This is a genomic window from Shewanella carassii, assembly GCF_019670705.1.
GTDB lineage: Bacteria > Pseudomonadota > Gammaproteobacteria > Enterobacterales > Shewanellaceae > Shewanella > Shewanella carassii.
The window spans coordinates 3263192-3287240 of record NZ_AP024618.1; the positions used below are offsets into that span (position 1 = coordinate 3263192).

Genomic DNA, 24049 nt, shown 5'->3' on the forward strand with positions numbered 1-24049 from the left:
TAACCCCAAGGACTGTAGATCGCAAGTCGAGCTCAGTTTTTTGCTTCTGGCAGTACGACCAAACGCTTGGGAGCCAACAAACCATCATCATTCATCATGCCAACACCGATAAAGCGCTTGTCGTCACCCAAGGTGATCCGCACCAGAGTATCGGCCTCCAGCTTGGCGACCCGCACCGGGTTACCATTGAGCAGATAACCAGCCATGGCATCGGGAACATTGCACTCTGGAAGGTCGGCTACCGCTGTGTCCATTGGGAGCAACAAAGGGTCCAACAGTTCGGAAGGCACCCGTTCTTCGGTCATGGCCTGTTCCAGCAAGGCTTCGAGCTGTGCCAAACTAACCATGCGCTCATAGGGATAACCCGCCACCTGAGTGCGGCGCAGCATGATCACATGGGCGCCGCAACCAAGCATTTCACCCAAGTCATCTATTATGGTGCGAATATACGTGCCCTTGGAGCAGTGAATATCCAGCGTCAGCTCATCATTCTCCCAAGAGATAAACTTGAGCTCATAGACGTGAATAGGCCTAGCTTCACGGGGTACTTCCTTGCCTTCCCGGGCGTACTTGTACAAGGGTTGGCCCTGATACTTGAGCGCTGAGTACATGGAAGGCACCTGCATGCTATCGCCACGAAAATGCTCCAGCGCCTGTTCCAGTTGGGCCATGGAAAACTCAACCGGCCGGGTTTGTACCACTTCGCCGTCAGAATCGCTGGTATCGGTGCGCTGCCCAAGCTTGGCTGTCACCAGATAACGTTTATCGGCATCCAACAGGTGCTGGGAAAACTTGGTGGCTTCGCCAAGACAGATGGGCAGCATACCTGTCGCCAGAGGATCCAGCGCGCCGGTATGGCCGGCCTTGGCGGCGTTGTAGATCCGCTTTACCCTTTGCAAGGCAAAGTTGGAGCTCATGCCTGTGTCTTTATCCAACAGGACGATACCATCGACCAAACGGCCTTTGGGACGACGCGCCATCAGTTATTTTCCTCATCCTTGTCGTGGGATTCGGTGCCAAAGGTTTGCTGCTTGGCCTTGTCCTGATTGATGACCTCGGTCACCAGGTTAGACATTCTCATCCCCTCGACCAGTGACTTGTCATAGACAAATCTCAGCTCTGGCATCACCCTAAGCTTCATTCTACCGGCAACCAGGGTGCGGGCATAAGGCGCTGCCTTGTTGAGTGCAGCCAACTTTTCATCGACCTTGACCGGGTCTTCTTCAAAGAAGGTGACATACACTTTTGCATAACTCAGATCCCGTGAGACTTCCACGTCGTTGACAGTGACCATGCCTACACGAGGATCTTTCATATCACGCTGCAATACCTGCGCCAGCTCCTGTTGCAGTTGCTGGGCGATACGTCGGGTACGACTAAATTCTTTTGCCATAGTATTCTTCCCCAAAATCAACAAGGGCGGCCTCAGCCGCCCTTTTCGATGTTGTCGTTACAGGGTACGGGCAACTTCGACGGTTTCGAACACTTCAATCTGGTCGCCTACGCGAACATCATTGTAGTTCTTCACGCCGATACCACATTCCATGCCATTGCGAACTTCGCTAACGTCATCTTTAAAGCGACGCAGAGACTCAAGCTCACCTTCATAGATAACCACGTTCTCACGCAGAACCCGGATAGGTGCGCTACGCTTAACGATACCTTCTGTCACCATACAACCGGCAATTGCCCCCAGTTTAGGCGACTTGAACACATCACGCACTTCAGCCAGACCAATGATCTCCTGTTTGAATTCAGGAGAAAGCATACCGCTCATGGCCGACTTAACTTCGTCGATGAGGTCATAGATCACGCTGTAGTAACGCAGATCCACACTCTCGCTTTCGATGGTCTTACGAGCCTGTGCATCGGCACGAACGTTAAAGCCCACCATGATGGCGTTGGACGCTGCGGCCAGAGTCGCATCTGTCTCGGTCAGTGCACCCACGCCACTGGCGATGATGTTCACTTTCACTTCTTCGGTAGACAGACGGGTCAGCGAGTCGACGATGGCTTCCAAAGAACCCTGTACATCGGACTTGAGCACGATATTCAGCTCTTTCACTTCGCCTTCGGTCATGTTGGCAAACATGTTTTCCAGCTTGGACTTCTGCTGACGCGCCAGCTTGATATCGCGGAACTTACCCTGACGATACAGGGCAACTTCACGGGCCTTACGCTCATCACGAACAACGGTCGCTTCGTCACCGGCAGAAGGCACCCCAGACAGACCCAGGATTTCAACCGGAATCGACGGACCGGCTTCAGTGATATTCTTGCCGTTTTCATCCTTCATGGCACGGATCTTACCGTACTCCAAACCACACAGAACGATATCGCCCTGACGCAGAGTACCTTCCTGAACCAGGATGGTAGCAACAGGACCACGGCCCTTGTCCAGCTGAGACTCAACAACCACACCGGCGGCCATGCCGTCACGTACGGCCTTGAGCTCGAGAATTTCGGCTTGCAGCAAGATACCTTCCAGCAGCTCGTCTACACCCATACCTGTCTTGGCAGATACGAACACAAACATGTTGTCGCCGCCCCACTCTTCCGACATCACGCCGTGCTGAGACAGTTCACTCTTGACGCGATCGACATCGGCTTCAGGCTTATCCATCTTGTTCACCGCCACAATCAGCGGTACACCACCGGCCTTGGCATGCTGGATAGCTTCAATGGTCTGAGGCATTACGCCGTCATCGGCAGCCACTACCAGAACCACGATATCAGTAGCCTTGGCACCACGGGCACGCATAGCGGTAAACGCAGCGTGGCCTGGAGTATCCAGGAAGGTGATCATGCCGTTATCGGTTTCTACATGGTAGGCACCGATATGCTGGGTAATACCACCTGCTTCACCGGCCGCAACCTTGGTGCGACGGATATAGTCAAGCAACGAGGTCTTACCGTGGTCAACGTGACCCATGATGGTCACAACCGGCGCACGAGGCTCCAGCTTGACATCTTCACCGTCACGGTCGGCCAGAACTTGATGCTCCAGCTCGTTTTCACGGATAAGCACAACCTTGTGGCCCATCTCCTCGGCAACCAGTTGGGCAGTTTCCTGATCCAGTACCTGGTTGATGGTCACCATAGAGCCCATCTTCATCATGGTCTTGATGATTTCAGTGGCTTTGATGGCCATCTTCTGGGCCAGCTCGGCCACAGTAATGGTTTCACCTATGCGTACATCGCGGTTGACTGCGGCAACCGGCTTATTGAAGCCATGGTTCATGGCTTGAGGCGCACGGTTACGGATGTTGCGCTCACGGCCGTCACGGGAGTCCTTGGTACGTTTCTTACCGGCACTCTTGTGACGTGAACGACGACCACGCTTCTCCTCATCCATATCGCTGGTGTCTTCGGCGGCGCGGGCCACTTTAGAGGTAGTGATATGGTGATCGCTGCGCTTCTCGGCCTCAAGACGCTGACGCTCTTCTTCGGCCCAGCGCTTTTCATTCTCTTCAGCCAGGCGACGGGCTTCAGCTGCCGCACGAGCGGCTTCTTCATCGGCCTTGCGCTTAACAGCTTCAGCCTGAGCCGCTTTCAGACGCTCGGCTTCAACACGAGCAGCTTCCTGCTCGGCGCTGGTCTTGGGATCAGCCTTAACCTCTTCTTTGGCTTTGCCTGCATCCTGAGCCACTTTAGCTTTGGCCTTGGCTTCAGCTTCCGCCTTAGCTTTCGCTTCGGCTTCTGCCTTGGCCTTGGCTTCAACTTCGGCCTTGGCTTTCGCTTCGGCTTCTGCCTGAGCTTTGGCTTCGGCTTCGGCGCGGGCCTGTTCTTCCGCCTGACGGGCCAATTCGGCCGGGTCACGCTTCACAAAGGTGCGCTTCTTGCGTACTTCGACTTTGACGTCTTTGGACTGGCCGCCGCTACCGGCAACACTCAGAGTCGATACGGTTTTACGCTGTAATGTCATCTTGGTGGGCGCACTGTCCGCACCATGTTGTTTTTTCAGGTAGTCCAGCAGTTGCTGTTTCTCGGCCTCGGTGACGCTGTCATTCTTGCCTTTCTTGATACCGGCCTTGGAAAACTGCTCGATCAATCGCTCTACGCTTTTTCCCACTTCAGTGGACAGTTTCTCTACTGTTGTCTCTGCCATCAGTTAAATCCCCCTGTTGATCGACTATGCTTCTTCGCCAAACCAACAGATGTTGCGGGCTGCCATGATGAGCTCACCTGCTTTTTCTTCTGTCAATTCTTCAATTTCGATCAAATCGTCAATGCCTTGCTCGGCTAAATCTTCCAGAGTTATCACACCCATACTTGCCAGAACGTAGGCCAGGTGGCGCTCCATTCCAGGCATGGACAACAACTCTTCACTCGGTTCGGCACCATCCAGTGCTTCTTCGGATGCCAGTGCACGGGTAGACAAGGCAGCCTTGGCGCGCTCACGCAATGCGGCAACTATGTCTTCATCAAATCCTTCGATGGCCAACAGCTCGGAAACAGGAACATAAGCCACCTCTTCCAGAGAGGTGAATCCTTCGTCGGCCAGCACCTGGGCGAAATCTTCGTCCACATCCAACGCACCCATGAACAGCTCCATCACTTTGGCGCTTTCGGCCTGATGTTTCTTGTTCATGTCTTCCACTGTCATCACGTTCAGTACCCAGCCGGTCAGCTGTGTCGCCAAACGAACGTTTTGACCATTGCGGCCGATAGCTTGTGCCAGACTATCGGCTTCGACGGCGATATCCATGGAATGGTTATCTTCGTCAACAATAATTGAGGCCACATCGGCCGGCGCCATGGCGTTGATAACAAATTGTGCCGGGTTATCGTCCCACAGCACTATGTCAACACGCTCGCCGCCAAGCTCATTGGATACGGCCTGTACCCGGGCTCCACGCATACCTACGCAGGCACCGATAGGGTCGATACGACGATCGTTTGATTTCACGGCGATCTTGGCCCGTGAACCTGGGTCGCGAGCGGCGCCCATCACTTCGATCATCTCATCGGCAATTTCCGGTACTTCAACACGGAATAGTTCGATCAGCATCTCTGGCTTGGTGCGGGTCAGGAACAACTGAGCACCACGGGCCTCGGGACGCACAGCATACAGCAGGGAGCGTACCCGGTCACCCGGACGGAAAGTCTCACGGGAGATCAGATCTTCTTTGAACAGCACGCCATCGGCGTTGTTGCCAAGATCAACCACTACGCTGTCGCGGTTGCTCTTTTTGACCACACCGGTAACCAACTCACCTTCTTTGTCGATAAACTGCTCGACAATTTGGGCGCGCTCGGCTTCACGGACTTTCTGTACTATTACCTGCTTGGCGGTTTGAGTAGTGATACGGTCGAATTGTACCGAATCGATTTCATCTTCAATGAACTCACCAGGCTGGATCTCAGGGTTCTCATAACGAGCCGCTTCCAGGGTGATTTCACGGTAAGGGTTTTCCAACGCTTCACCGTTATCATCAACCACCAACCAGCGACGGAAAGTCTCGTAGTCGCCGGTTTTGCGATCTATGGCAACACGAACATCGATATCGCCTTCATACTTTTTCTTGGTTGCGGTAGCCAGCGCAATTTCGAGCGCCTCGAAAATCTTTTCGCGCGGTACAGCCTTTTCGTTGGAAACCGCTTCAGCGACCAGCAAAATATCTTTATTCATCGTCTTGCCTCGTTCACCTTGAAACCATCAAAACTTAGCGATCAGGTTGCCTTTACGGATGTTATCCAAGGCAATAATCAAGTCTTTTCCATCCACTGTCAGGGTGAGCATCTGCCCTTCCACCTTAGTGATGGTACCTTTTAAGTTACGACTACCCGCTACCGGCATAGTCAGTTGAATCTTTGCTTCCTCTCCAAGGTACATAGCGTATTGTTCAGAGGTGAACAGTGGCCTGTCGAGACCGGGAGAGGAGACTTCCAGTGTGTATTCGGAAGTGATTGGGTCCTCGACATCCAGAATGGCGCTCGCCTGACGACTGGCATTGGCACAATCTTCAATATTAATGCCGTTCTCACTGTCAATAAATAGCCGCAAGGTTGAATGCTTGCCGGCCTTAACAAATTCAATACCCCATAGCTGGTAGCCGAGGCCTTCCACTGCCGGAGTAAGCATTTCTGTGAGTCTGGATTCTAATGTTGCCAAGGTAACCCCCGAAAAACAAAAAAGGGCTATTAATAGCCCCAGTATTGAGCTGCCGTAAAAGGCAGCAAATTTAAAAGTCCCAGATAACAAAAAACCCCGTAATCACGAGGTCATTATGTTCAAGAACCTGTAAACAGGATGAATTATATATTAGCTTAATTCATCACTGGGAGCTGGTTGCGGGGGCCGGATTTGAACCGACGACCTTCGGGTTATGAGCCCGACGAGCTACCAAGCTGCTCCACCCCGCGTCAACTGCTGCAAGTTTACTGATTTCAGCTTTTACTTGCAATAACTGAGATAAATTTCATATCCATTCACTCAGTTAAAGATTGGTGCCGAGAGCGGGACTTGAACCCGCACGACCGTTAGGTCACAGCCACCTCAAGGCTGCGCGTCTACCAATTTCACCACCTCGGCATATTCGGTATTAGTCTGGAATTTTGGTCTCAGACTGTTGGGTCTGTTCTACATCAGAACCCATAATATTGGTATCCTGCTTCACGTGATGCGCACTCATGTTGCCAATAACCAGGCTAAGAGTGAAAAACGCGATAGCGAGAATCGCCGTTGTCCGAGTCAGAAAGTTACCTGAACCTGCTGAACCGAACAGGGTTCCTGAAGCACCGGCACCAAAAGATGCGCCCATGTCAGCCCCTTTGCCTTGCTGGATAAGGATGAGTCCAACCAGACCCAAAGCCACCAACAAGTAAATAACCATCAGTACTTCTTTCATATTAAGCGCTCATTGCTATCGTACATAAACTCAAGAATTCGGTAGAGTTTAAGCTAGCACCGCCTATCAGTCCACCATCCACATCAGGTTGGGCGAATAAATCTGCAGCATTACTCGGTGTGACACTGCCGCCGTACAAGATCCTGATATTTTCCCCAATATAAGGGGACACTTCAGAGAGGCGATTGCGTATAAACGCGTGAACTTCTTGTGCCTGCTCTGGTGTTGCGCTCTTTCCTGTCCCTACAGCCCAAAGAGGCTCATAGGCGATGATCGCATTATCAAAAGCCATGGTACCGTTCTTTTCGATTACCACATCCAACTCTTCGGCAAGCACCTCAAAAGTACGTCTTGCTTCACGAGCCGGGCCAGATTCACCGACACAGAGTATCGGAGTTAGACCGTGCTTTTGAGCCGCGGCAAATTTCTCTGCCACTATATTACTCGTTTCACCGTACATACGGCGGCGTTCCGAGTGACCAATTATCACATAACGACAACCGGCATCTTTCAGCATCCGCCCTGAGGTTTCACCCGTGTACGCACCAAAATCGTGCTGACTCAGGTTCTGAGCTCCCATTCTAACCAGAGAACCATTTAAGGTTTCCTTGTTAGTTTCGAGCAGTTGCCTTACGCTTTCCAGATAAATCGCTGGTGGGCATAAAACCACTTCAACAGAATCATTATGTAGCTTATTGGCAAACTTCTTGAACAACTCTTGCGCTAACTGCGCACTGCCATTCATTTTCCAGTTGCCTGCTACCATTGGACGTCTGAGTGCCATCACCATCTCCTCTGAAAGCGGCGTGAATAATAGCGAACCACTTATTAACTTACAATACCTGTTTACGGAATTTTTGCGATTTACCGTGTGTTCGGCTACTTTTTGCGCTCACACTCAGTAAATCGCTCACAATTTCAGCTTAAGTCATTAATTTTACTTTGATTAAGCTAAAAAACGCCAATTTAAACCGCTTGTTTGACTGCGGCGGCTATGGTTTCGGCATGAGCGCGCACCAGGGCTTCATCATCCCCTTCCACCATCACCCGGATCAAAGGTTCAGTACCGGATTTACGCAACAACACCCGTCCACGCTCACCCAGTTGCGACTCCACCTGAGCCTGGGCGTCTTGCACTAATTGTGATGCCAGCGGATCTGAGTTGCCTTCAAAACGAACATTAATAAGGACCTGAGGCAACATCTGCATCGATTCAGTCAACTCTTCCAGCGAGGCGTTATGACGACGCATGGCCGCCAGCACCAGAATACCTGCCACTATGCCATCACCCGTAGTGCCATGATCCAGGTTGAGGATATGGCCTGAGTTTTCTCCCCCAATGCGCCAATCTTTCTCTTTCAGCAGTTCCATTACATAGCGATCGCCGACCTTGGAACGGGCAAAGGGAATATTGAGCTGTTTGAGCGCCAGCTCGAGTCCCAGATTGGACATCAGCGTACCAACAACCCCACCTTTGAGAATGCCGCGCTTTTGCGCGTCGCAGGCAAGGATATAGAGGATTTGATCGCCGTCTATGACATCACCTTGTCGATTGACCATCATGATACGGTCGCCATCGCCATCGAGCGCGATACCCAGATCGGCGCCTTCACTGACCACGGTTTCACAGATCTTGGCCATGGAGGTCGCCCCCACTTGATCATTGATGTTGATACCATTGGGCTTATCCCCTATGGTCACCACCTCGGCGCCCAGTTCGCGGAACACATTGGGGGCAATGTGATAGGTAGCGCCGTGAGCACAGTCCACCACTATCTTGAGTCCGGCAAGAGTTTGATCCGCCGGGAAGTTACCTTTGCAGTATTCGATATAACGACCGGCGGCATCATCGATACGGGAAACCTTCCCCAGCAGATGCGACTCAACACAAACCAGAGGCTTTTCCAGCTCGGCTTCAATCTCAAGTTCCAGCTCGTCATCCAGCTTACTGCCATCTGTGGAGAAAAACTTGATACCGTTATCATAGTAGGGGTTGTGAGATGCACTGATAACCACTCCGGCCTCGGCGCGGAAAGTTCGGGTCAGGTAGGCTACCGCAGGCGTAGGCATTGGGCCCATCAACATCACATTGAGCCCGGCAGCAGACAGGCCGGCTTCCAGCGCCGACTCGAACAGATAACCTGAGATCCGGGTATCCTTGCCTATGATCACTTTACGAGTGCCACTGCGGGACAAGACCCTACCGGCAGCCCAGCCAAGCTTAAGAGCCAACTCAGGAGTCATCTTGCCCGCTCCGACTTTGCCGCGGATCCCATCCGTACCAAAAAACTTTCTCACATTCACCCCTCTTACGAACCATCCCCAGATGGTTATTCTATATATTGTAAACCTAATGTCGGCTGACCCGCCGACCTGAATCCGATGAAGTCACAGCGCTTCTTTATCCAAACTGTTTGGTTGCAGCCATGACCTTGAGTACATCGTAAGTCTCTGCGACATCATGTACCCGAATAATATGTGCGCCCCGCTGAACTGCCAACATGGCGCCTGCCAGGCTGCCTGCCAATCTATTGTCAACGCTGCGCTCAAGCAGATTTCCTATCATACTCTTTCGTGACAATCCGATAAGTATTGGCAGATCAAATTTTGCCAGCTCTTGCAAATGAGCCAGCAGATGATAATTGTGTTCCAGCGTCTTGCCAAATCCAAAACCTGGATCCAGCAATATTGCCTCTCTGGCGATCCCTGCATCAATGCAGGCCTCAATGCGCTTGGCAAAGAAGTCATTCACCTCGGCAAGCAGATCCTCATAGTGGGGCGCATTCTGCATGGTTCTGGGTTGCCCCTGCATATGCATCAGGCACACAGGCACCTGCAACTCAGCCGCGGCTTGGAGGGCGCCGGGCTCCTGCAAGGCCCGCACATCGTTGATAAGATGAGCGCCGGCATTGATACCGGCGCGCATCACTTCGGCTTTGCTGGTATCCAAAGAGATCCAGATCTGAGGATACTTGGCGACAATATACTCCACCAAGGGAACAACCCGGGAAAGCTCCTCATCGACGCTGACATCGGCAGCCCCGGGCCGAGTGGACTCGCCGCCGATATCAATAAACACGGCGCCATCGGCCACCATCTGGTCGGCGTGGCGGCAGGCCAGTTCAAAGGAAGAAAAACGGCCGCCATCAGAAAACGAATCCGGGGTTACATTGAGGATCCCCATCACCTTAGGCTCATCGAGTCGTAGTTGCTGAGCACCGGACTTCAATTCAAACACTCTTTACTCCCTTACGCGTCAAGCGCGAGAACATCTTTCTTGGATTTATTATTGTGCCTTCAGGCAGAAACAAGAAAACCCCTTGCGGGGTTTTCTTTGACCTCAGAATGAGCTTATTTCAGCGGGCTCTCGCCGGGTTTGCCCAAATCTGCAGCAGTATCACTCGGCTCATGCTCTTCAACTTCAGTCTCTTCAGGCTTGGCACCTTTATTGCCATTATTGCCGTTGGAAGAGCCGTTGTCATCCATATGCCAATCCACCGGAGGACGCACTTCGCGGCGCTCCATCAAGTCCTCTATCTGGCGCGAGTCTATGGTCTCATACTTCATCAACGCATCTTTCATCGCGTGCAGTACGTCCATATTTTCATCCAGCAGTTGCTTGGCACGCTGGTAGTTGCGGTCAATGATAGCCTTAATTTCGGAGTCTATGATGGCCGCAGTCTCATCAGACATATGCTTGGACTTGGCCATGGAGCGGCCCAGGAATACCTCACCCTCTTCCTCTGCATACAGCAGCGGACCGAGTTTCTCGGAGAAGCCCCACTGGGTCACCATGTTACGGGCAATGGCCGTAGCATATTTAATGTCCTGAGATGCACCGGTAGAGACTTTTTCTGTGCCAAAGATAATCTCTTCTGCCAGTCGACCACCGTAGGCCACAGAGATCTTACTCTCCAGCTTCTGGCGGCTCTCACTGATGGCATCGGCTTCCGGCAGGAAGAAGGTCACACCCAAGGCCCGGCCACGAGGGATAATGGTTACCTTATGCACAGGGTCATGCTCAGGCACCAGATAACCCACAATCGCGTGACCGGCTTCGTGGTAAGCCGTCATCTCTTTCTCGGACTCAGACATCACCATGGAGCGGCGCTCGGCGCCCATCATGATCTTGTCTTTGGCACTCTCAAACTCTTCCATGGTCACCACACGGCGATTACCGCGAGCAGCAAACAGTGCCGCCTCGTTAACCAGGTTGGCAAGATCCGCACCTGAGAACCCAGGCGTACCACGGGCAATCACACTGGCTTTAACATCGTCACCCAAAGGCACTTTACGCATGTGCACTTTAAGAATTTGCTCACGGCCGCGAACATCCGGCAGCCCTACGACAACCTGGCGGTCGAAACGGCCTGGACGCAGCAGCGCAGCATCCAACACATCTGGACGGTTGGTTGCGGCGATAACGATAATACCTTCATTACCTTCAAAGCCGTCCATTTCCACCAGCATCTGGTTCAATGTTTGCTCACGCTCGTCGTGACCACCACCGAGTCCGGCACCACGCTGACGGCCAACGGCATCGATTTCATCGATAAAGATGATACATGGCGCCGACTTTTTGGCCTGCTCGAACATGTCACGTACCCGGGAGGCGCCGACACCGACAAACATTTCCACAAAGTCAGAACCTGAGATGGTAAAGAAAGGCACCTTGGCTTCACCGGCAATCGCCTTGGCGAGCAAGGTTTTACCTGTACCTGGAGGACCAACCATCAAGACACCGGTAGGAATACGACCACCGAGTTTCTGGAACTTAGTCGGATCACGCAGATAATCCACCATCTCCTTCACCTCTTCCTTGGCCTCATCACAACCGGCCACATCGGCAAAGGTGGTCTTAATCTGATCTTCGCTCATCAGCTTGGCTTTACTCTTGCCAAAGGACATGGCGCCTTTACCGCCACCGCCCTGCATCTGTCGCATAAAGAAGATCCACACCCCGATAAGCAGCAGCATAGGGAACCAGGAGATAAAGATCTGTGTCAGGAATCCTGACTCTTCGGCTTCCTGCCCTTTCATGCGGATGCCTTTACGATCCAGGTCATTGATCAAATCCTGGTCATACAAGGGCATAATGGTGGTGAACTTTTCACCGGACTTTTTGACGCCTTCAATCGTACGTTGGTCGCTTTTCACTTCAACGTTACTGACTTGGCCGCTACGAACATCGTCCAGGAAAGTCGAATAATCCATCTTCTGCGCTGACGAAGAAGAGGGGGAGTAACCCTGGAACACGGACATCAGCACCACGGCGATGACCACCCAGAGAATCAAATTTTTTGCCATGTCACTCAATTACTGAACCTCACAAAGTCTTGAGATTTACTTCAATCAGGGTACTACAACTTGTACCCTGTCGCTACCAGATAGACCTCGCGAGAACGTGGCCTGGAGGAATCCGGCTTACGGGTTTTTACAGTCTTGAACGCTTGTCTGACTGCTTTCATATACTCGTCAAAGCCCTCCCCCTGAAAGACTTTAACGGCAAAACTACCATTGGCTGCCAACACCTGATGACACATATCCAGCGCCAACTCCACTAAATACATGGCTCTGGGCTGATCCACACCATCTGAACCACTCATATTGGGCGCCATATCCGAGAGCACCAAGTCAACCTTATCTTCCCCAACCCGGGTCAGCAAGGCCTCGAGGACTTTTTCCTCACGGAAGTCTCCCTGAAGGAAATCGACGCCAACGATTGGGTCCATCGGTAAAATATCACAAGCAACCACTTTACCTTTATCACCGACCAACTTGGCTGCTACCTGAGACCAACCTCCAGGAGCGGCTCCCAGGTCAACCACTGTCATCCCGGGTTTAATCAGCTGATCTTTTTGTTGCAGCTCCTCCAACTTGAACGCGGCCCGCGAACGCAGCCCCCGTTTTTGTGCCAATTTGACATAGTGATCATCAAAGTGTTCCTGCATCCAACGGGTGGAACTGGCCGTACGTTTCTTACCTGACATTCAAAATCCGCAACAAATGAGAGTTACACAAGGGCTATATGAGGGTAGAATAGCGGCTTTTCAACAGTAACTCAGCAAAAGTTGGTAGAAATGAACTTAACAACCAAACAGAAACAGCATCTAAAGGGCCTGGCACACAGCCTCAAGCCGGTAGTGCTGCTTGGTGCCAATGGCCTGACTGAAGGGGTACTGGCTGAAATTGATAATGCGCTCTCTCACCATGAGCTGATTAAAGTTAAAGTCGCCTCTGAAGACAGAGAACTGAAAGCCGCTATCGTTGATGCCATTGTCCGTGAAACCCAGGCAACCAAGGTGCAGCTGATAGGCCATGTATTGGTGCTTTTCCGCCAATCCGAAGAGATGAAAATCGCTCTGCCCAAGGCCAGATAAGCCCATTCCCCTCAAAAAAGCCACCTTAACAGGTGGCTTTTTTGTTGCCAGTATCCCATCGGCGCGCACATTGTGGCGCCGGTGGATTAAATCAGTATTAATTGACGGGTTTCAATCAAGGAGTCTGGGTCACAGGCGTCACCCGATAATGCTCACTGGACAGTCCCAACCATTCCGGCAATGAAGTACCAACCGATATTGAGGAGAAGGTACCGGTCAACACACCGATAAACATGGCGATGGAAAATCCTTCCAAGGGACCTCCGCCCATGATCCACAGCGCTGAAATGGTCATCAAGGTAGTACCGGATGTCACCATGGTTCGGGCAAACGTGGCAGCAATCGCCTGGTTATTGATGTCTTTTACCGCCAGCTTGGGTTTGGCGGCCAGCAATTCGCGGATCCTGTCGGCAATAATGATGGAATCGTTGAGTGAATATCCCAAAATGGCCAACACTGCCGCCAGCACCGTCAGGTTGAACTCCATCTGAGTGGCGGCAAAAAAAGCCAGCACAAAGATAACATCATGCACCAGTGCAAATACCGCGCCGGATGCCAGACGCCACTCAAAGCGGTAAGAGAGATAGCCCAGAATACACAACATAGCCACCAGCAAAGCCAAACCGCCCTGCTCGGCCAACTCCTGGCCGACCTGAGGCCCGACTATGCTGGTATTGAGCACTTCCACCTGAGTGTTCATACCCGCCAACACTTCCGGCAGTTCGGGCATACTCTGTCCGGCACTTGGCGCGGCATAACGCAGCACCCAGCGTCCCGGCTCACCGGCAGCAATCAGACTGACTTCCTGACCATAGGCCTGCTGCAACAAAGGTTGCAACGTCTTGGCGCTGATTGAGCTTTCGATACGGATTTCACTGACCACACCACCGGTAAAATCCAGCCCCCAATTGAGCCCCTTGACGGCAATCACACTGATGGACACTATCATCAAAATCACAGAAATCGCGCTGCTGAAATAACGCCACTTGGTTGCATTTTTCATATTAATCATAATATTAAACCCTTACATCGCGGCTGAAGTTCTTGCCATAAACCAGATTGATAATCGCCCTTGAGGCAAAAATCCCGCTGAACATACTGGTCAATAACCCCAGCCCCAGCGTCAGCGCAAACCCCTGAATAGGACCATTACCTATGGCGTAGAGCACTACGGCGGTGATCATAGTGGTGAAGTTGGCATCGAAAATGGTGGAGAAGGCGCTGTCAAAGCCCTTGTCAATGGCGTGCGCCAATGCTCGCCCTTCACGAAGCTTGTCGCGGATCCGCTCGAAAATCAGCACATTGGTATCCACCGCCATCCCCACTGTCAGCACCAAACCGGCAATCCCGGGGAGCGTCAGCACCGCGCCGGGGATCAAGGCCAGCAAACCAAACAGCAGCACCATATTAGCCAGCAGTGCCAGGTTGGCGACCCAGCCCAGTCTGCGATACCAAAGCGCCATAAACACCAGGGTGATCCCCAGACCGAGCGCCAGGGCGGCAAAGCCGTTGTGAATATTTTCTGCCCCCAGCGTCGGGCCTATGGTGCGCTCTTCAACTATGGTGACAGGCGCAGTCATAGAGCCGGCCCGCAGCAAAAGAGCCAATTGCTGCGCATCCTGATAACTACCGGCGCCGGTTATCCGAAAACGCTCCGGCAGCACAGACTGGATGGTGGCGACACTGATAATTTCATTGCTTTGCACCGCCTTGCCATCGGCATCGCGACTGTACTCACTGTATGCCGTGGCCATAGGTTTACCGATATGGCCTCGGGAGAAGTCGGTCATACGGCGGCCGCCTTCACTGTCCAGGGTAATATTCACCTCTGCAGCGCCCATTTCTCCTATTCCGGCACGGGCATCGACAATATGCTCGCCGGTCAGCACAGGTTTACGTGCCACGGGCACAGGATTGCCGGACTTGTCTTTGATAAGCATGGCGCCGGTGGCACTATCCTTAACCTCATAGAAGGCCAGAGTCGCGGTCGCCCCTATCACGCTCTTGGCGGCCGCCGGGTCTTGAACACCGGGCAGCTCGATACGGATGCGGCTCTCGCCCTGACGCTGCACCAAGGCTTCGGTGATCCCCAGTTCCTCAATTCGGGTACGCATGATCTGCAAGTTTTGCTGCACTGTCAGATTACGCAGGTTGATTTTCTCGGCCTCCGTCAGTACCAGCTTGAGTTGACTGTTATCGCTGCTCACCTGCCAAAGTGGGTATTGCTTGGCCATAAATTGCCGCACCTCGGCGCGAGCCGCCTCGGGCATAATCACAGTCAGTTGCTCTTCAGCTCCTTGACGCACACTCAAGCCGCGGATCCCCTTTTCTCTGGCAAAGGCGCGCAGGGCATCGGCCAATGAACTGCCTTGAGTCTGATACACAGGAGCAATATCCACATCCAACAGAAACTGCACCCCACCACGAAGATCCAGTCCCAGTTTAATGGGTTCAAATCCCATGCCGAGCAGCCACTCGGGCGCCGCCGGGCTCAAGGCCAAAGTGAGCTCAGCCGGATCTTGGGCATGATCGGCCAGCAATGACTTGGCCAGCGTCTGTTGGCCTTCGTCATTGAGAATAACCAGGGTTTGCTGATCTTTGCTGTCCAGGCGCTTGACTTGAATATCGGCCTTGGCCAGTTCAGAAACTATCTGGGTCGGAGATAAGTCCAGTCCGGCCTTGGGAGAAATTTGCACCGCGGCATCTTCACCATACCAGGTTGGCAAGGCGCTCAGCGCCATCACCACCAGAGTGACTACCAACACCAGATATTTCCAGGCGCTGTAGTGATTAAGCAATTTTTTAGGCTGGCGCCCACGGCCATTACTCTTTAATAATGAGTCAGTTATCATATTTATACTCTCTTTTCGACTCGTGGCTTAAGCCACATATCACAGTCGCAGCCATCCAATGACGGAGTGACTGACAACAGATGAAGTGAAACCCGGACAGAAAAGCCCGGAAGAGAGCGTCAGGCGGCCTGCTGACTGAAGCGATAGCGGAGGTTGGCGTCTTTCCAGCCCCCAAGGCGCAAACCAGCCCCGGGGTGCGTTAAGGTCCAATTCTGCTCGATAGGCAACTGCTCGGCAAAACCTATGCTGAGCACTGGCGCCGGTGGCATAGCGATTTCAAACGCCAATTCATAGGGCGGCTCGGGCACATCCTGCTGAGCGGCCATACTGAGACAGCACAGACGAGCACCAGGGGCAGAATAGAGTTGGTCGCCCTGCTCGGAGCGCAGCAACTTGGATAAGTCAGACAGGGAAACCTTACCATCCACCTCAGCTCTGCCACTAGCATCATGCTTGCCAAGCTTATGATGCCGGGACTCTTGGGCTTGAGACTCCTGACCAACTGAGGTAGATGAAGCTATGGACAACGGCTCTTTGTCAGCATCTTGCTGACTGAGCTCGGGCAAAGCCTGTTCAAACGCCTTCCAGGTTGCATCAGAGGCAATCCCGGAATACACATTGCCCAGCAGACCTATGGCGATCAGCAGGGTAAAGAGGCGCATGATTCTCAGCAAGGTGTTATCCATAAACAGGGTTATTTGGGCGGATGCTAGTCTTTCAAGCCCTGACGGGCAAATTAAACTTTGTCCATCTTGCACAAAAAAGCCGCCCGGAGGCGGCTTGATAACGCAATCAGATATATTCGACGGCGACAACTTCATATTCTGCCAGGCCACCGGGAGTTTGAATATTGACTTCATCCCCCAGATTTTTACCGATAAGGCCACGGGCAATAGGAGAGTTCACCGAGATCAGGTTCTCTTTGATATTCGCCTCATCGTCACCGACAATGCGGTAAGTCACTTCGGCATCTGTGTCCAGATTCAGTATGGTCACGGTAGAACCAAAGATGATCCGACCATTGTTGGGCATCTTGGTCACATCAATGATCTGGGCGTTGGACAGTTTGCCTTCGATATCGCGGATACGGGCTTCGCAAATGCCTTGCTCTTCACGGGCGGCATGGTATTCCGCGTTTTCTTTCAAATCCCCCAGTTCACGCGCCGCGGCAATTGCCTCGGTGATCTTGGGACGGCGATCAAACTTGAGTATATCCAGTTCTTTGCGCAACTGTTCTGCCCCAACCAGGGTCATGGGAACCTTGTTCATAATCTCTTTCGTCTCCTGTCAAACAAAAGCAGCCTCCGTCAGCCAAGGGCCAACAGAGACTCATTTTTCGGGTGAATGGGCGCCATTTTGTCTGCGGCGCCAGGGATGCATAGCGGAATACCGGGGAACACACCGGCCAAAACTCAATTCATCTTGGCTACAAGCTTACCTAAGCCATGGCAGGCTTGCCAGTGATGGCGACAAAAATCTCTGTTTCTGTGGCACCGACGATAATAAATTCATCTCAGTTAAGACTCGAAAGCACAGAGGGATAGCCCCAACCATTGTCTCCTACCTCGACCTGCTCACCGGTAAGGTACTGATACAAAGTCGGTGCCAGTGAGCCGTTATCCAGCGGCCCCAATCTCTGGCCGGGTTTGCTAGGCTCGCCCCAGAAACCTATGAAGGCATCTTTTTCCAGATAATGCTCGCCCGCATGACGCCCCGGCACCAGGGTGTTATAGCCAAATCCCTCTTTGGGGAAGAGATTGATGGTGCCGGCCCTGTCTTCATCATAGAGGTGTGCCAGCTGCACCACGGCATCGGGTCTGGGACTCATGGCCGCCAGATTGCGCCACTGCTCGGCGCTGCAGCCCTTGGCACTCCCCAAGCACAATTCGAGCAGTTGTTGTTTGGCCGATAACTGAACATCTGACAGCGGCGGCAGATAAGGGTTGCTCTGAGCCAGTGCCAGCAGCTCAGGCGCGCCTTTATCATCAAGCGCCTGATAACGGATAGCGCCCGAGTCACGACTGATCATTTCATCTCGGCGCTGCCCGTTTCTATATCCCACCAAACGCACAGAGCAGCTATCAAGTGTGCAATCACTTTGACGCACCACCAGATAATCCAGCGATTCCTGCAACTCATCGGCAAGCAGGCTGACCATATCCAGCGCCTCGCTTTCTTTGACCTTAAAACGGGTCAACTCCTGATACAAGGGTTGCAGCTGCCAACCTCGGTCCGAGTTAAAGAAGTCCAGCATATAGTTACCACCTGCGGTAGAGGCTATCACCAAGTCTACCCCATGCAGTGAAGGCGGGTTGAGGTTGTTGGTTATCTTGGGGCCTTCCCCTTCATCAGAGGAGATTTTGCTTATCTTGAGCTCGACCCCGCGTTGCTTGAGCGCATCTTGCAGCACCAGTTCGGGGTTAAGGGTGTGATACACAGGTGCCAAACCATGATCGCCGGCCATGCCCCACAGCGTCTGCGGATAGATACCCGCGTCCCGATACACCTTGTCCAGACGGCCGAACCAGTAATCGAGGCGGTTAAGCTCACCGGTCGGCGCTATGATTTCGTCGCTGAACGGCCCCTTGAAATGAGCGAAGTGATCCGGCCAGGGGTTATAAATAAGCAGATAGTCCGGCATTGCCTGTTCACTCAGCAAGGCCAGCTCATTGAGCTGTTCATTGAGCTTACCCCGCAAGCTCATGCGGGAAAACAGCCGCCAGGCGCCCATCTTGTCGTAGGCCTCGAGTTGCTCTCGAACCGCCGCTACTCTAAGTTGCAAGCCCTTCTCGGCTTCGGCGCGCAGCGACAACTCATTGAGACAGCGCTGCTCGCCAAAATCACGGATCGCTTCCCCCAGCCCCAGATTGACCAGGGCATCGAAACTGGTCTGGGCGTTCCAGTCATATTGGGCGTTACAGTTTAAAGTTTTGAGATAGTTCAGGCGCTCGAACATGGTGCGCATGCCGCGGCTCTCCGCCAGATTTTCGAGCTGCAGGGCGTCGTTGCCGAAGAAGTAATAGGCCCGATCACGGGTGCGATCGACAAAGTGAAAATTGGGGATCCCTGTGCCACCCTGGCCGGACACTGCGGCGCCTGTCTTGATAATCGGCAGATTGCGCACACTGATGGTAGGCGTGGAAGAGATGCCTCCTGTGGCTATGCCATTTTCACTCCGGCGATAGAGTGACTTGAAAAACGGCAGATAGTACTGGTCGGTGGCGCCATCTTTCACCAACTGACGCAAAAAGTCCTGCTTGGGAGTGTGCTGCGGCCGCCCCATGGCTGACGCGGGCGAGAGTTGCGACAAAGCCGCATCCCTGGCAAGTACTTCTTTGAGATAAGGGCCGGAATTGGGTGCAACCAACGCCTGCATCAGTCCCTGGCTCAAGCCATCTACTGTTATCTGCACCGCTCTAGGGCGTTGACTCCAACTTGCCAGAAAGTCACTCAGCCCCTTGGGATCTTCCTTGAGACTGGCCTGCATCCAGGCAGAAAAGGCCTTGGCCCGCTGCGCCGGTAATGCATATTGGCGATAGGCCTTGAGCACATTAAGACGGACAAAGTCGATAAGGGTAACAGTTATCGCCTGCGCCTTGTTGTTTACCTTGGCGGCATTTTCCGCCTTGCCATCTTCAATAATCAGCTCGAGGGCGCTGCGCATATCCCCCTCGGGCAGACTGCCGACATACTTGCCAATCTCATTGATGATCAGCGGCTGAATGTCGGCAATCAGCGCCAGATCTTCAGGGCTATCGCCAAGATAGCGGTAATGTTCCGGCAGTTTCTTGCCAAGGACCCAGTCATCATTGTTGAACAGGCGATCATAGACAGTCACCAACATGGCAACCAATTGGCGATTGAGCGTCATGCCCTCGCGTCTGTCATTGGCTTCGGCGGTCGGTTCGGTATTGTCTTTGACCTGCTCTTCCAGGCTGAACAGCGAATGCTGCCAGGGTGCGATTTGCTCCTTGCTGTATTGGCTCAGCAGATAATCCCGGAACTGATCCCGGTTCTCGGCGCGGCTGTATCTGTCGTAAAAAAGGTAGAGAAAATGCCCAAGGGGGATGCTGTAGAAAGGATCCGACAGCCGGGCTATGACCCTGGCCTTGGTCGGCGCATCGAGCGGCAGCGTTAAAATGTAGGCATCCAGGCTCATACCGGCAACGGAAAATATCGCCAGATCGCGCCCTGTGGTGACACTGAGCTCCAACCCTTTAAACAGCTGCTTTTGCAGCAGTTCGCCGCCGTGATACAAGGGCGCCACCAAAGGCACAGTGTTGATATCAGCCCGCACGCCGTTGCTGCCGAGGCTCAAAGCCAAGCCAAAACTCAAGGCAAGAGCCTGTGCTTTGCTCCGCCGGTTAAACAGCCCTTTGACTCGCCCCGCAACGCTTTCCTGGCCCTTGGGCTCCTTTGAGACAGACTCGAGTATCATCACTTCCTTTCCCTGAAACATCTTGATTGCAACGCCTCGATTGAAGCGCCTTGATAGTGGGCGAGTTTAGCAAGAGCCGCCAAGATCCCAAAGCCAAGGGAAGGTGCGAATAAGTCCTCGCGGCGTTCTTTTTTGTAGAGAGTGGCTTGCACAGCAATTGGCGTTCAAGGCATCTGACTGAATGCATGCCGGGGCCTGTCCGCACCTTCCCAAGAAGTTTGACCCAAATCATCCTGCCTACAAAAAAACAGGCCACCCTAATGGGTGGCCTGGTCACTTTCAGTTACTGACTGACAGCGTTTACTTGTTGACTCTGGCGTGCAGTTCCTGCACCGAGGCAACATTGCTTCTGTCGTCGGCATCATGGGCCATACAGGTTGCAAAAGCCGCGTTCATGGTGGTGGTGTAGTTCACCTTGTGCTGCAGCGCGCCGCGGCGCAGCTGTCTGGAATCCTCGATGGCCTGACGACCCTCTGTGGTATTCACTATGTAGGTGTATTCACCGTTCTTGATCCGGTCAAGAATGTGTGGACGACCTTCATGCACCTTGTTCACCAGGCGGGGATTGATACCCGCTTCACCCAGCACCACAGCCGTGCCGTGGGTGGCATCCAGCTCATAGCCGAGTTCAATCAGCTTGGCCGCCAGATCCGAAACCCGCTTCTTGTCGCTGTGACGAACAGACAACAGGGCGCGACCTGACTTGGGCACATCTTTCACTGAGCCCAGTTGCGCCTTGGCGTAGGCTTCGGCGAAGGTATCACCCACACCCATCACCTCACCGGTAGAGCGCATTTCAGGGCCGAGCAGAGGGTCAACACCCGGGAACTTGTTGAACGGCAGAACCACTTCTTTCACTGAGTAGTAAGGCGGGATCACTTCCTGAGTATGTTGCTGTTCGGCCAGTGAAGTGCCGGCCATTACCCGGGCGGCAATCTTGGCCAGAGGCACACCTGTGGCCTTGGAAACGAAAGGCACTGTGCGGGCGGCGCGCGGATTTACCTCAATCAGGTAAATCACGTCGCTCTTGACCGCAAACTGCACGTTCATCAGACCGACAACGCCCAGCTCCAGCGCCAGCTTGCGTACCTGCTCGCGCATCTCGTCCTGAATCGCCTTGGAGAGAGTGTAAGGAGGCAGTGAACAACCTGAGTCACCTGAGTGAACACCGGCCTGCTCGATATGCTCCATGATGCCGCCGATAACCACGTCTTTACCATCGCAGATGGCGTCCACGTCTACTTCGGTGGCGTCATCCAGGAAGCGGTCCAGCAGTACCGGCGACTCGTTGGATACGCTCACGGCTTCGTTGAAGTAACGGCGCAGATCCTGCTCGTCGTAAACGATTTCCATCGCCCGGCCACCCAGAACATAGGAGGGACGAACCACCAGAGGATAACCTATACGCTCGGCATCCAGTACCGCCTGCTCCAGGTTGGTCACTGTGCTGTTTTCAGGCTGTTTCAGCCCCAAACGCTCAACCGCTTGTTGGAAGCGCTCACGGTCTTCGGCGCGGTCGATGGCATCCGGGCTGGTCCCTATGATGGGCACACCTGCGGCTTCCAGGGCGCGGGCCAGTTTCAGTGGCGTTTGGCCACCATACTGCACGATAACCCCTTTGGGCTGCTCAACCCGCACGATTTCCAGTACGTCTTCCAGGGTAACAGGTTCAAAGTAGAGTCTGTCAGAGGTGTCATAGTCGGTGGAAACGGTTTCAGGGTTACAGTTAACCATGATGGTTTCATAGCCGTCTTCACGCATCGCCAGCGCTGCGTGCACACAGCAGTAGTCGAACTCGATACCCTGACCGATACGGTTGGGGCCGCCACCTATCACCATGATCTTGTCTTTATCGGACGGATTGGCCTCACACTCTTCCTCGTAGGTGGAGTACATGTAGGCGGTATCCGTGGCGAACTCGGCGGCGCAGGTATCTACCCGCTTGTAAACAGGGAAGAGCTCATACTTGTGACGCAGTTTGCGCACTTCACTTTCAGAAACCCCCAGCAGTGACGCCAGGCGTGCATCGGAGAAACCTTTACGCTTCAGTTTGCGCAGGAACTCTTTGGAAAGACCGCTCCAGCCGCCTTCCTTGACCTTCTCTTCCTGCAGTACCAGATCTTCAATCTGCACCAGGAACCAAGGGTCTATGTTGGTGATGCGGCGAATACCTTCCATGGACATACCGGCACGGAAAGCATCGGCGATATACCAAGGACGCTCAGGGCCCACATCCTGCAATTCGTAACGTATCTTGGCCAGGGCTTCCGGCTCGTTGATATCCACGATAGGGTCAAAACCTGTCATCCCGGTTTCCAGGCCGCGCAGAGCTTTTTGCATCGACTCCTGGAAGGTACGGCCGATGGCCATCACTTCACCGACAGACTTCATCTGAGTGGTCAGGCGGTCGTTGGAACCGGCAAACTTCTCGAAGTTGAAGCGAGGGATTTTGGTAACCACATAGTCGATAGAGGGCTCGAACGAAGCCGGGGTCAGACCGCCGGTAATGTCGTTCATCAGCTCATCCAGGGTAAAGCCCACCGCCAGCTTGGCCGCAACCTTGGCAATCGGGAAACCGGTCGCCTTGGAGGCCAGCGCAGATGAGCGCGATACCCTTGGGTTCATCTCGATGATCACCATGCGACCATCTTTGGGGTTGATACCAAACTGCACGTTGGAACCACCGGTTTCAACGCCGATTTCCCGCAGCACCGCCATGGAGGCGTTACGCATCAGTTGATATTCTTTGTCGGTCAGGGTCTGGGCCGGTGCCACGGTAATGGAGTCACCTGTGTGCACGCCCATGGGGTCAAAGTTTTCGATGGCGCAGACTATGATGCAGTTGTCGTTGCGATCGCGCACCACTTCCATCTCATACTCTTTCCAGCCAATCAGCGACTCGTCAATCAGCAGCTCATTGGTCGGCGACAAATCCAGACCCCGGGTACAGATATCTTCAAACTCTTCGACGTTGTAAGCGATACCGCCGCCGCTGCCACCCATGGTGAAAGAGGGGCGAATGATGCAGGGAAAGCCCACTTGATCCAGCACCTTGTGTGCATCTTCCATGCTGTGGGCAATACCGGCACGGGGACACTCGAGGCCGATACTCTTCATCGCCTTGTCAAAACGGGCACGATCTTCGGCCTTGTCGATGGCATCGGCAGTGGCACCGATCATCTCGACGTCAAACTCTTTCAATACGCCTTTGGCTTCCAGTTCCAGGGCGCAGTTCAGCGCCGTCTGACCGCCCATGGTTGGCAGAATCGCATCGGGGCGTTCTTTGGCGATAATGTTGCGCACCACTTCCCAGTGGATAGGCTCGATGTATGTGGCATCGGCCATTTCTGGGTCTGTCATAATGGTTGCAGGGTTGGAGTTCACCAGAATAACCCGGTAACCCTCTTCTCTCAGCGCCTTACAGGCCTGGGCTCCCGAATAGTCAAACTCACAGGCCTGACCGATAACGATTGGGCCGGCACCCAGGATAAGAATACTTTGAATATCAGTACGTTTTGGCATTTTCTT

18 protein-coding genes and 2 tRNA genes are annotated in these 24049 nt (G+C 53.4%); 1 reads left to right on the forward strand and 19 read right to left on the reverse strand.

Going from position 1 to position 24049, the window contains the following annotated elements; genetic code table 11:
• Nucleotides 1-32: 32 nt before the first annotated feature.
• From truB to rlmE, 13 genes are all read right to left on the reverse strand, one after another.
• A complete protein-coding gene (truB, locus tag K5621_RS14775; protein ID WP_100144248.1) occupies nucleotides 33-980 on the reverse strand; it encodes a tRNA pseudouridine(55) synthase TruB in 948 nt (315 codons plus the stop codon).
• Nucleotides 980-1393 (reverse strand): 30S ribosome-binding factor RbfA, encoded by a 414-nt coding sequence (gene rbfA / locus K5621_RS14780; RefSeq protein ID WP_100144246.1) that lies wholly within the window; start codon nucleotides 1391-1393, stop codon nucleotides 980-982. The genes truB and rbfA overlap by 1 nt, the downstream gene beginning before the upstream one ends.
• A 57-nt stretch (nucleotides 1394-1450) precedes the next feature.
• Nucleotides 1451-4108 (reverse strand): translation initiation factor IF-2, encoded by a 2658-nt coding sequence (gene infB, locus K5621_RS14785; protein WP_221049624.1) that lies wholly within the window; start codon nucleotides 4106-4108, stop codon nucleotides 1451-1453.
• A 24-nt stretch (nucleotides 4109-4132) separates the two neighbouring features.
• On the reverse strand, nucleotides 4133-5632 hold the full coding sequence (gene nusA, locus K5621_RS14790; protein ID WP_100144242.1) for a transcription termination factor NusA: 1500 nt from the start codon (nucleotides 5630-5632) through the stop codon (nucleotides 4133-4135).
• Nucleotides 5633-5659: 27 nt separating this feature from the next.
• Nucleotides 5660-6115: a ribosome maturation factor RimP gene (rimP, locus tag K5621_RS14795; RefSeq protein WP_100144240.1), complete on the reverse strand. Its 456-nt coding sequence runs from the start codon at nucleotides 6113-6115 to the stop codon at nucleotides 5660-5662.
• Between the two features lie 174 nt (nucleotides 6116-6289).
• Nucleotides 6290-6366: transfer RNA gene (locus K5621_RS14800), tRNA-Met, on the reverse strand.
• A gap of 82 nt (nucleotides 6367-6448) precedes the next feature.
• A tRNA-Leu gene (locus K5621_RS14805) sits at nucleotides 6449-6535 on the reverse strand.
• A gap of 10 nt (nucleotides 6536-6545) precedes the next feature.
• Nucleotides 6546-6851: a preprotein translocase subunit SecG gene (gene secG / locus K5621_RS14810; protein ID WP_100144238.1), complete on the reverse strand. Its 306-nt coding sequence runs from the start codon at nucleotides 6849-6851 to the stop codon at nucleotides 6546-6548.
• 1 nt (nucleotide 6852) lies between these two features.
• The gene (gene tpiA / locus K5621_RS14815) at nucleotides 6853-7635 is read right to left on the reverse strand and encodes a triose-phosphate isomerase (RefSeq protein WP_100144236.1); all 783 of its coding nucleotides are present in this window, start codon (nucleotides 7633-7635) and stop codon (nucleotides 6853-6855) included.
• 182 nt (nucleotides 7636-7817) lie between these two features.
• A complete protein-coding gene (gene glmM, locus K5621_RS14820) occupies nucleotides 7818-9155 on the reverse strand; it encodes a phosphoglucosamine mutase (RefSeq protein WP_221049625.1) in 1338 nt (445 codons plus the stop codon).
• Between the two features lie 97 nt (nucleotides 9156-9252).
• Complete coding sequence (gene folP / locus K5621_RS14825; protein WP_221049626.1) at nucleotides 9253-10089, reverse strand: dihydropteroate synthase; 837 nt, start codon at nucleotides 10087-10089, stop codon at nucleotides 9253-9255.
• A gap of 113 nt (nucleotides 10090-10202) precedes the next feature.
• Entirely contained in the window at nucleotides 10203-12167 is a 1965-nt protein-coding gene (gene ftsH, locus K5621_RS14830; RefSeq protein ID WP_100144230.1) for an ATP-dependent zinc metalloprotease FtsH, read from the reverse strand.
• Between the two features lie 44 nt (nucleotides 12168-12211).
• Nucleotides 12212-12841 (reverse strand): 23S rRNA (uridine(2552)-2'-O)-methyltransferase RlmE, encoded by a 630-nt coding sequence (gene rlmE / locus K5621_RS14835; RefSeq protein WP_100144228.1) that lies wholly within the window; start codon nucleotides 12839-12841, stop codon nucleotides 12212-12214.
• A gap of 90 nt (nucleotides 12842-12931) precedes the next feature.
• Between rlmE and yhbY the strand changes: the two genes are divergently transcribed.
• Nucleotides 12932-13231, forward strand: coding sequence for a ribosome assembly RNA-binding protein YhbY (gene yhbY / locus K5621_RS14840; RefSeq protein ID WP_025009926.1), 300 nt, complete (start codon nucleotides 12932-12934; stop codon nucleotides 13229-13231).
• A 115-nt stretch (nucleotides 13232-13346) separates the two neighbouring features.
• Here the strand turns inward: yhbY and secF are convergent, their stop codons facing one another.
• The 6 genes from secF to carB form a co-directional block, all read right to left on the reverse strand.
• Nucleotides 13347-14243, reverse strand: coding sequence for a protein translocase subunit SecF (gene secF, locus K5621_RS14845; protein WP_418354532.1), 897 nt, complete (start codon nucleotides 14241-14243; stop codon nucleotides 13347-13349).
• Nucleotides 14244-14247: 4 nt separating this feature from the next.
• The gene (gene secD / locus K5621_RS14850) at nucleotides 14248-16083 is read right to left on the reverse strand and encodes a protein translocase subunit SecD (RefSeq protein ID WP_221049627.1); all 1836 of its coding nucleotides are present in this window, start codon (nucleotides 16081-16083) and stop codon (nucleotides 14248-14250) included.
• A gap of 119 nt (nucleotides 16084-16202) precedes the next feature.
• Entirely contained in the window at nucleotides 16203-16769 is a 567-nt protein-coding gene (locus tag K5621_RS14855) for a hypothetical protein (RefSeq protein WP_221049628.1), read from the reverse strand.
• 106 nt (nucleotides 16770-16875) lie between these two features.
• Complete coding sequence (greA, locus tag K5621_RS14860) at nucleotides 16876-17352, reverse strand: transcription elongation factor GreA (protein ID WP_039033631.1); 477 nt, start codon at nucleotides 17350-17352, stop codon at nucleotides 16876-16878.
• Between the two features lie 244 nt (nucleotides 17353-17596).
• A complete protein-coding gene (locus tag K5621_RS14865) occupies nucleotides 17597-20542 on the reverse strand; it encodes an alkaline phosphatase family protein (RefSeq protein WP_245003090.1) in 2946 nt (981 codons plus the stop codon).
• 279 nt (nucleotides 20543-20821) lie between these two features.
• Nucleotides 20822-24043, reverse strand: a complete 3222-nt coding sequence (gene carB, locus K5621_RS14870) for a carbamoyl-phosphate synthase large subunit (protein WP_221049629.1) — start codon at nucleotides 24041-24043, stop codon at nucleotides 20822-20824.
• Between the last annotated feature and the right edge of the window lie 6 nt (nucleotides 24044-24049).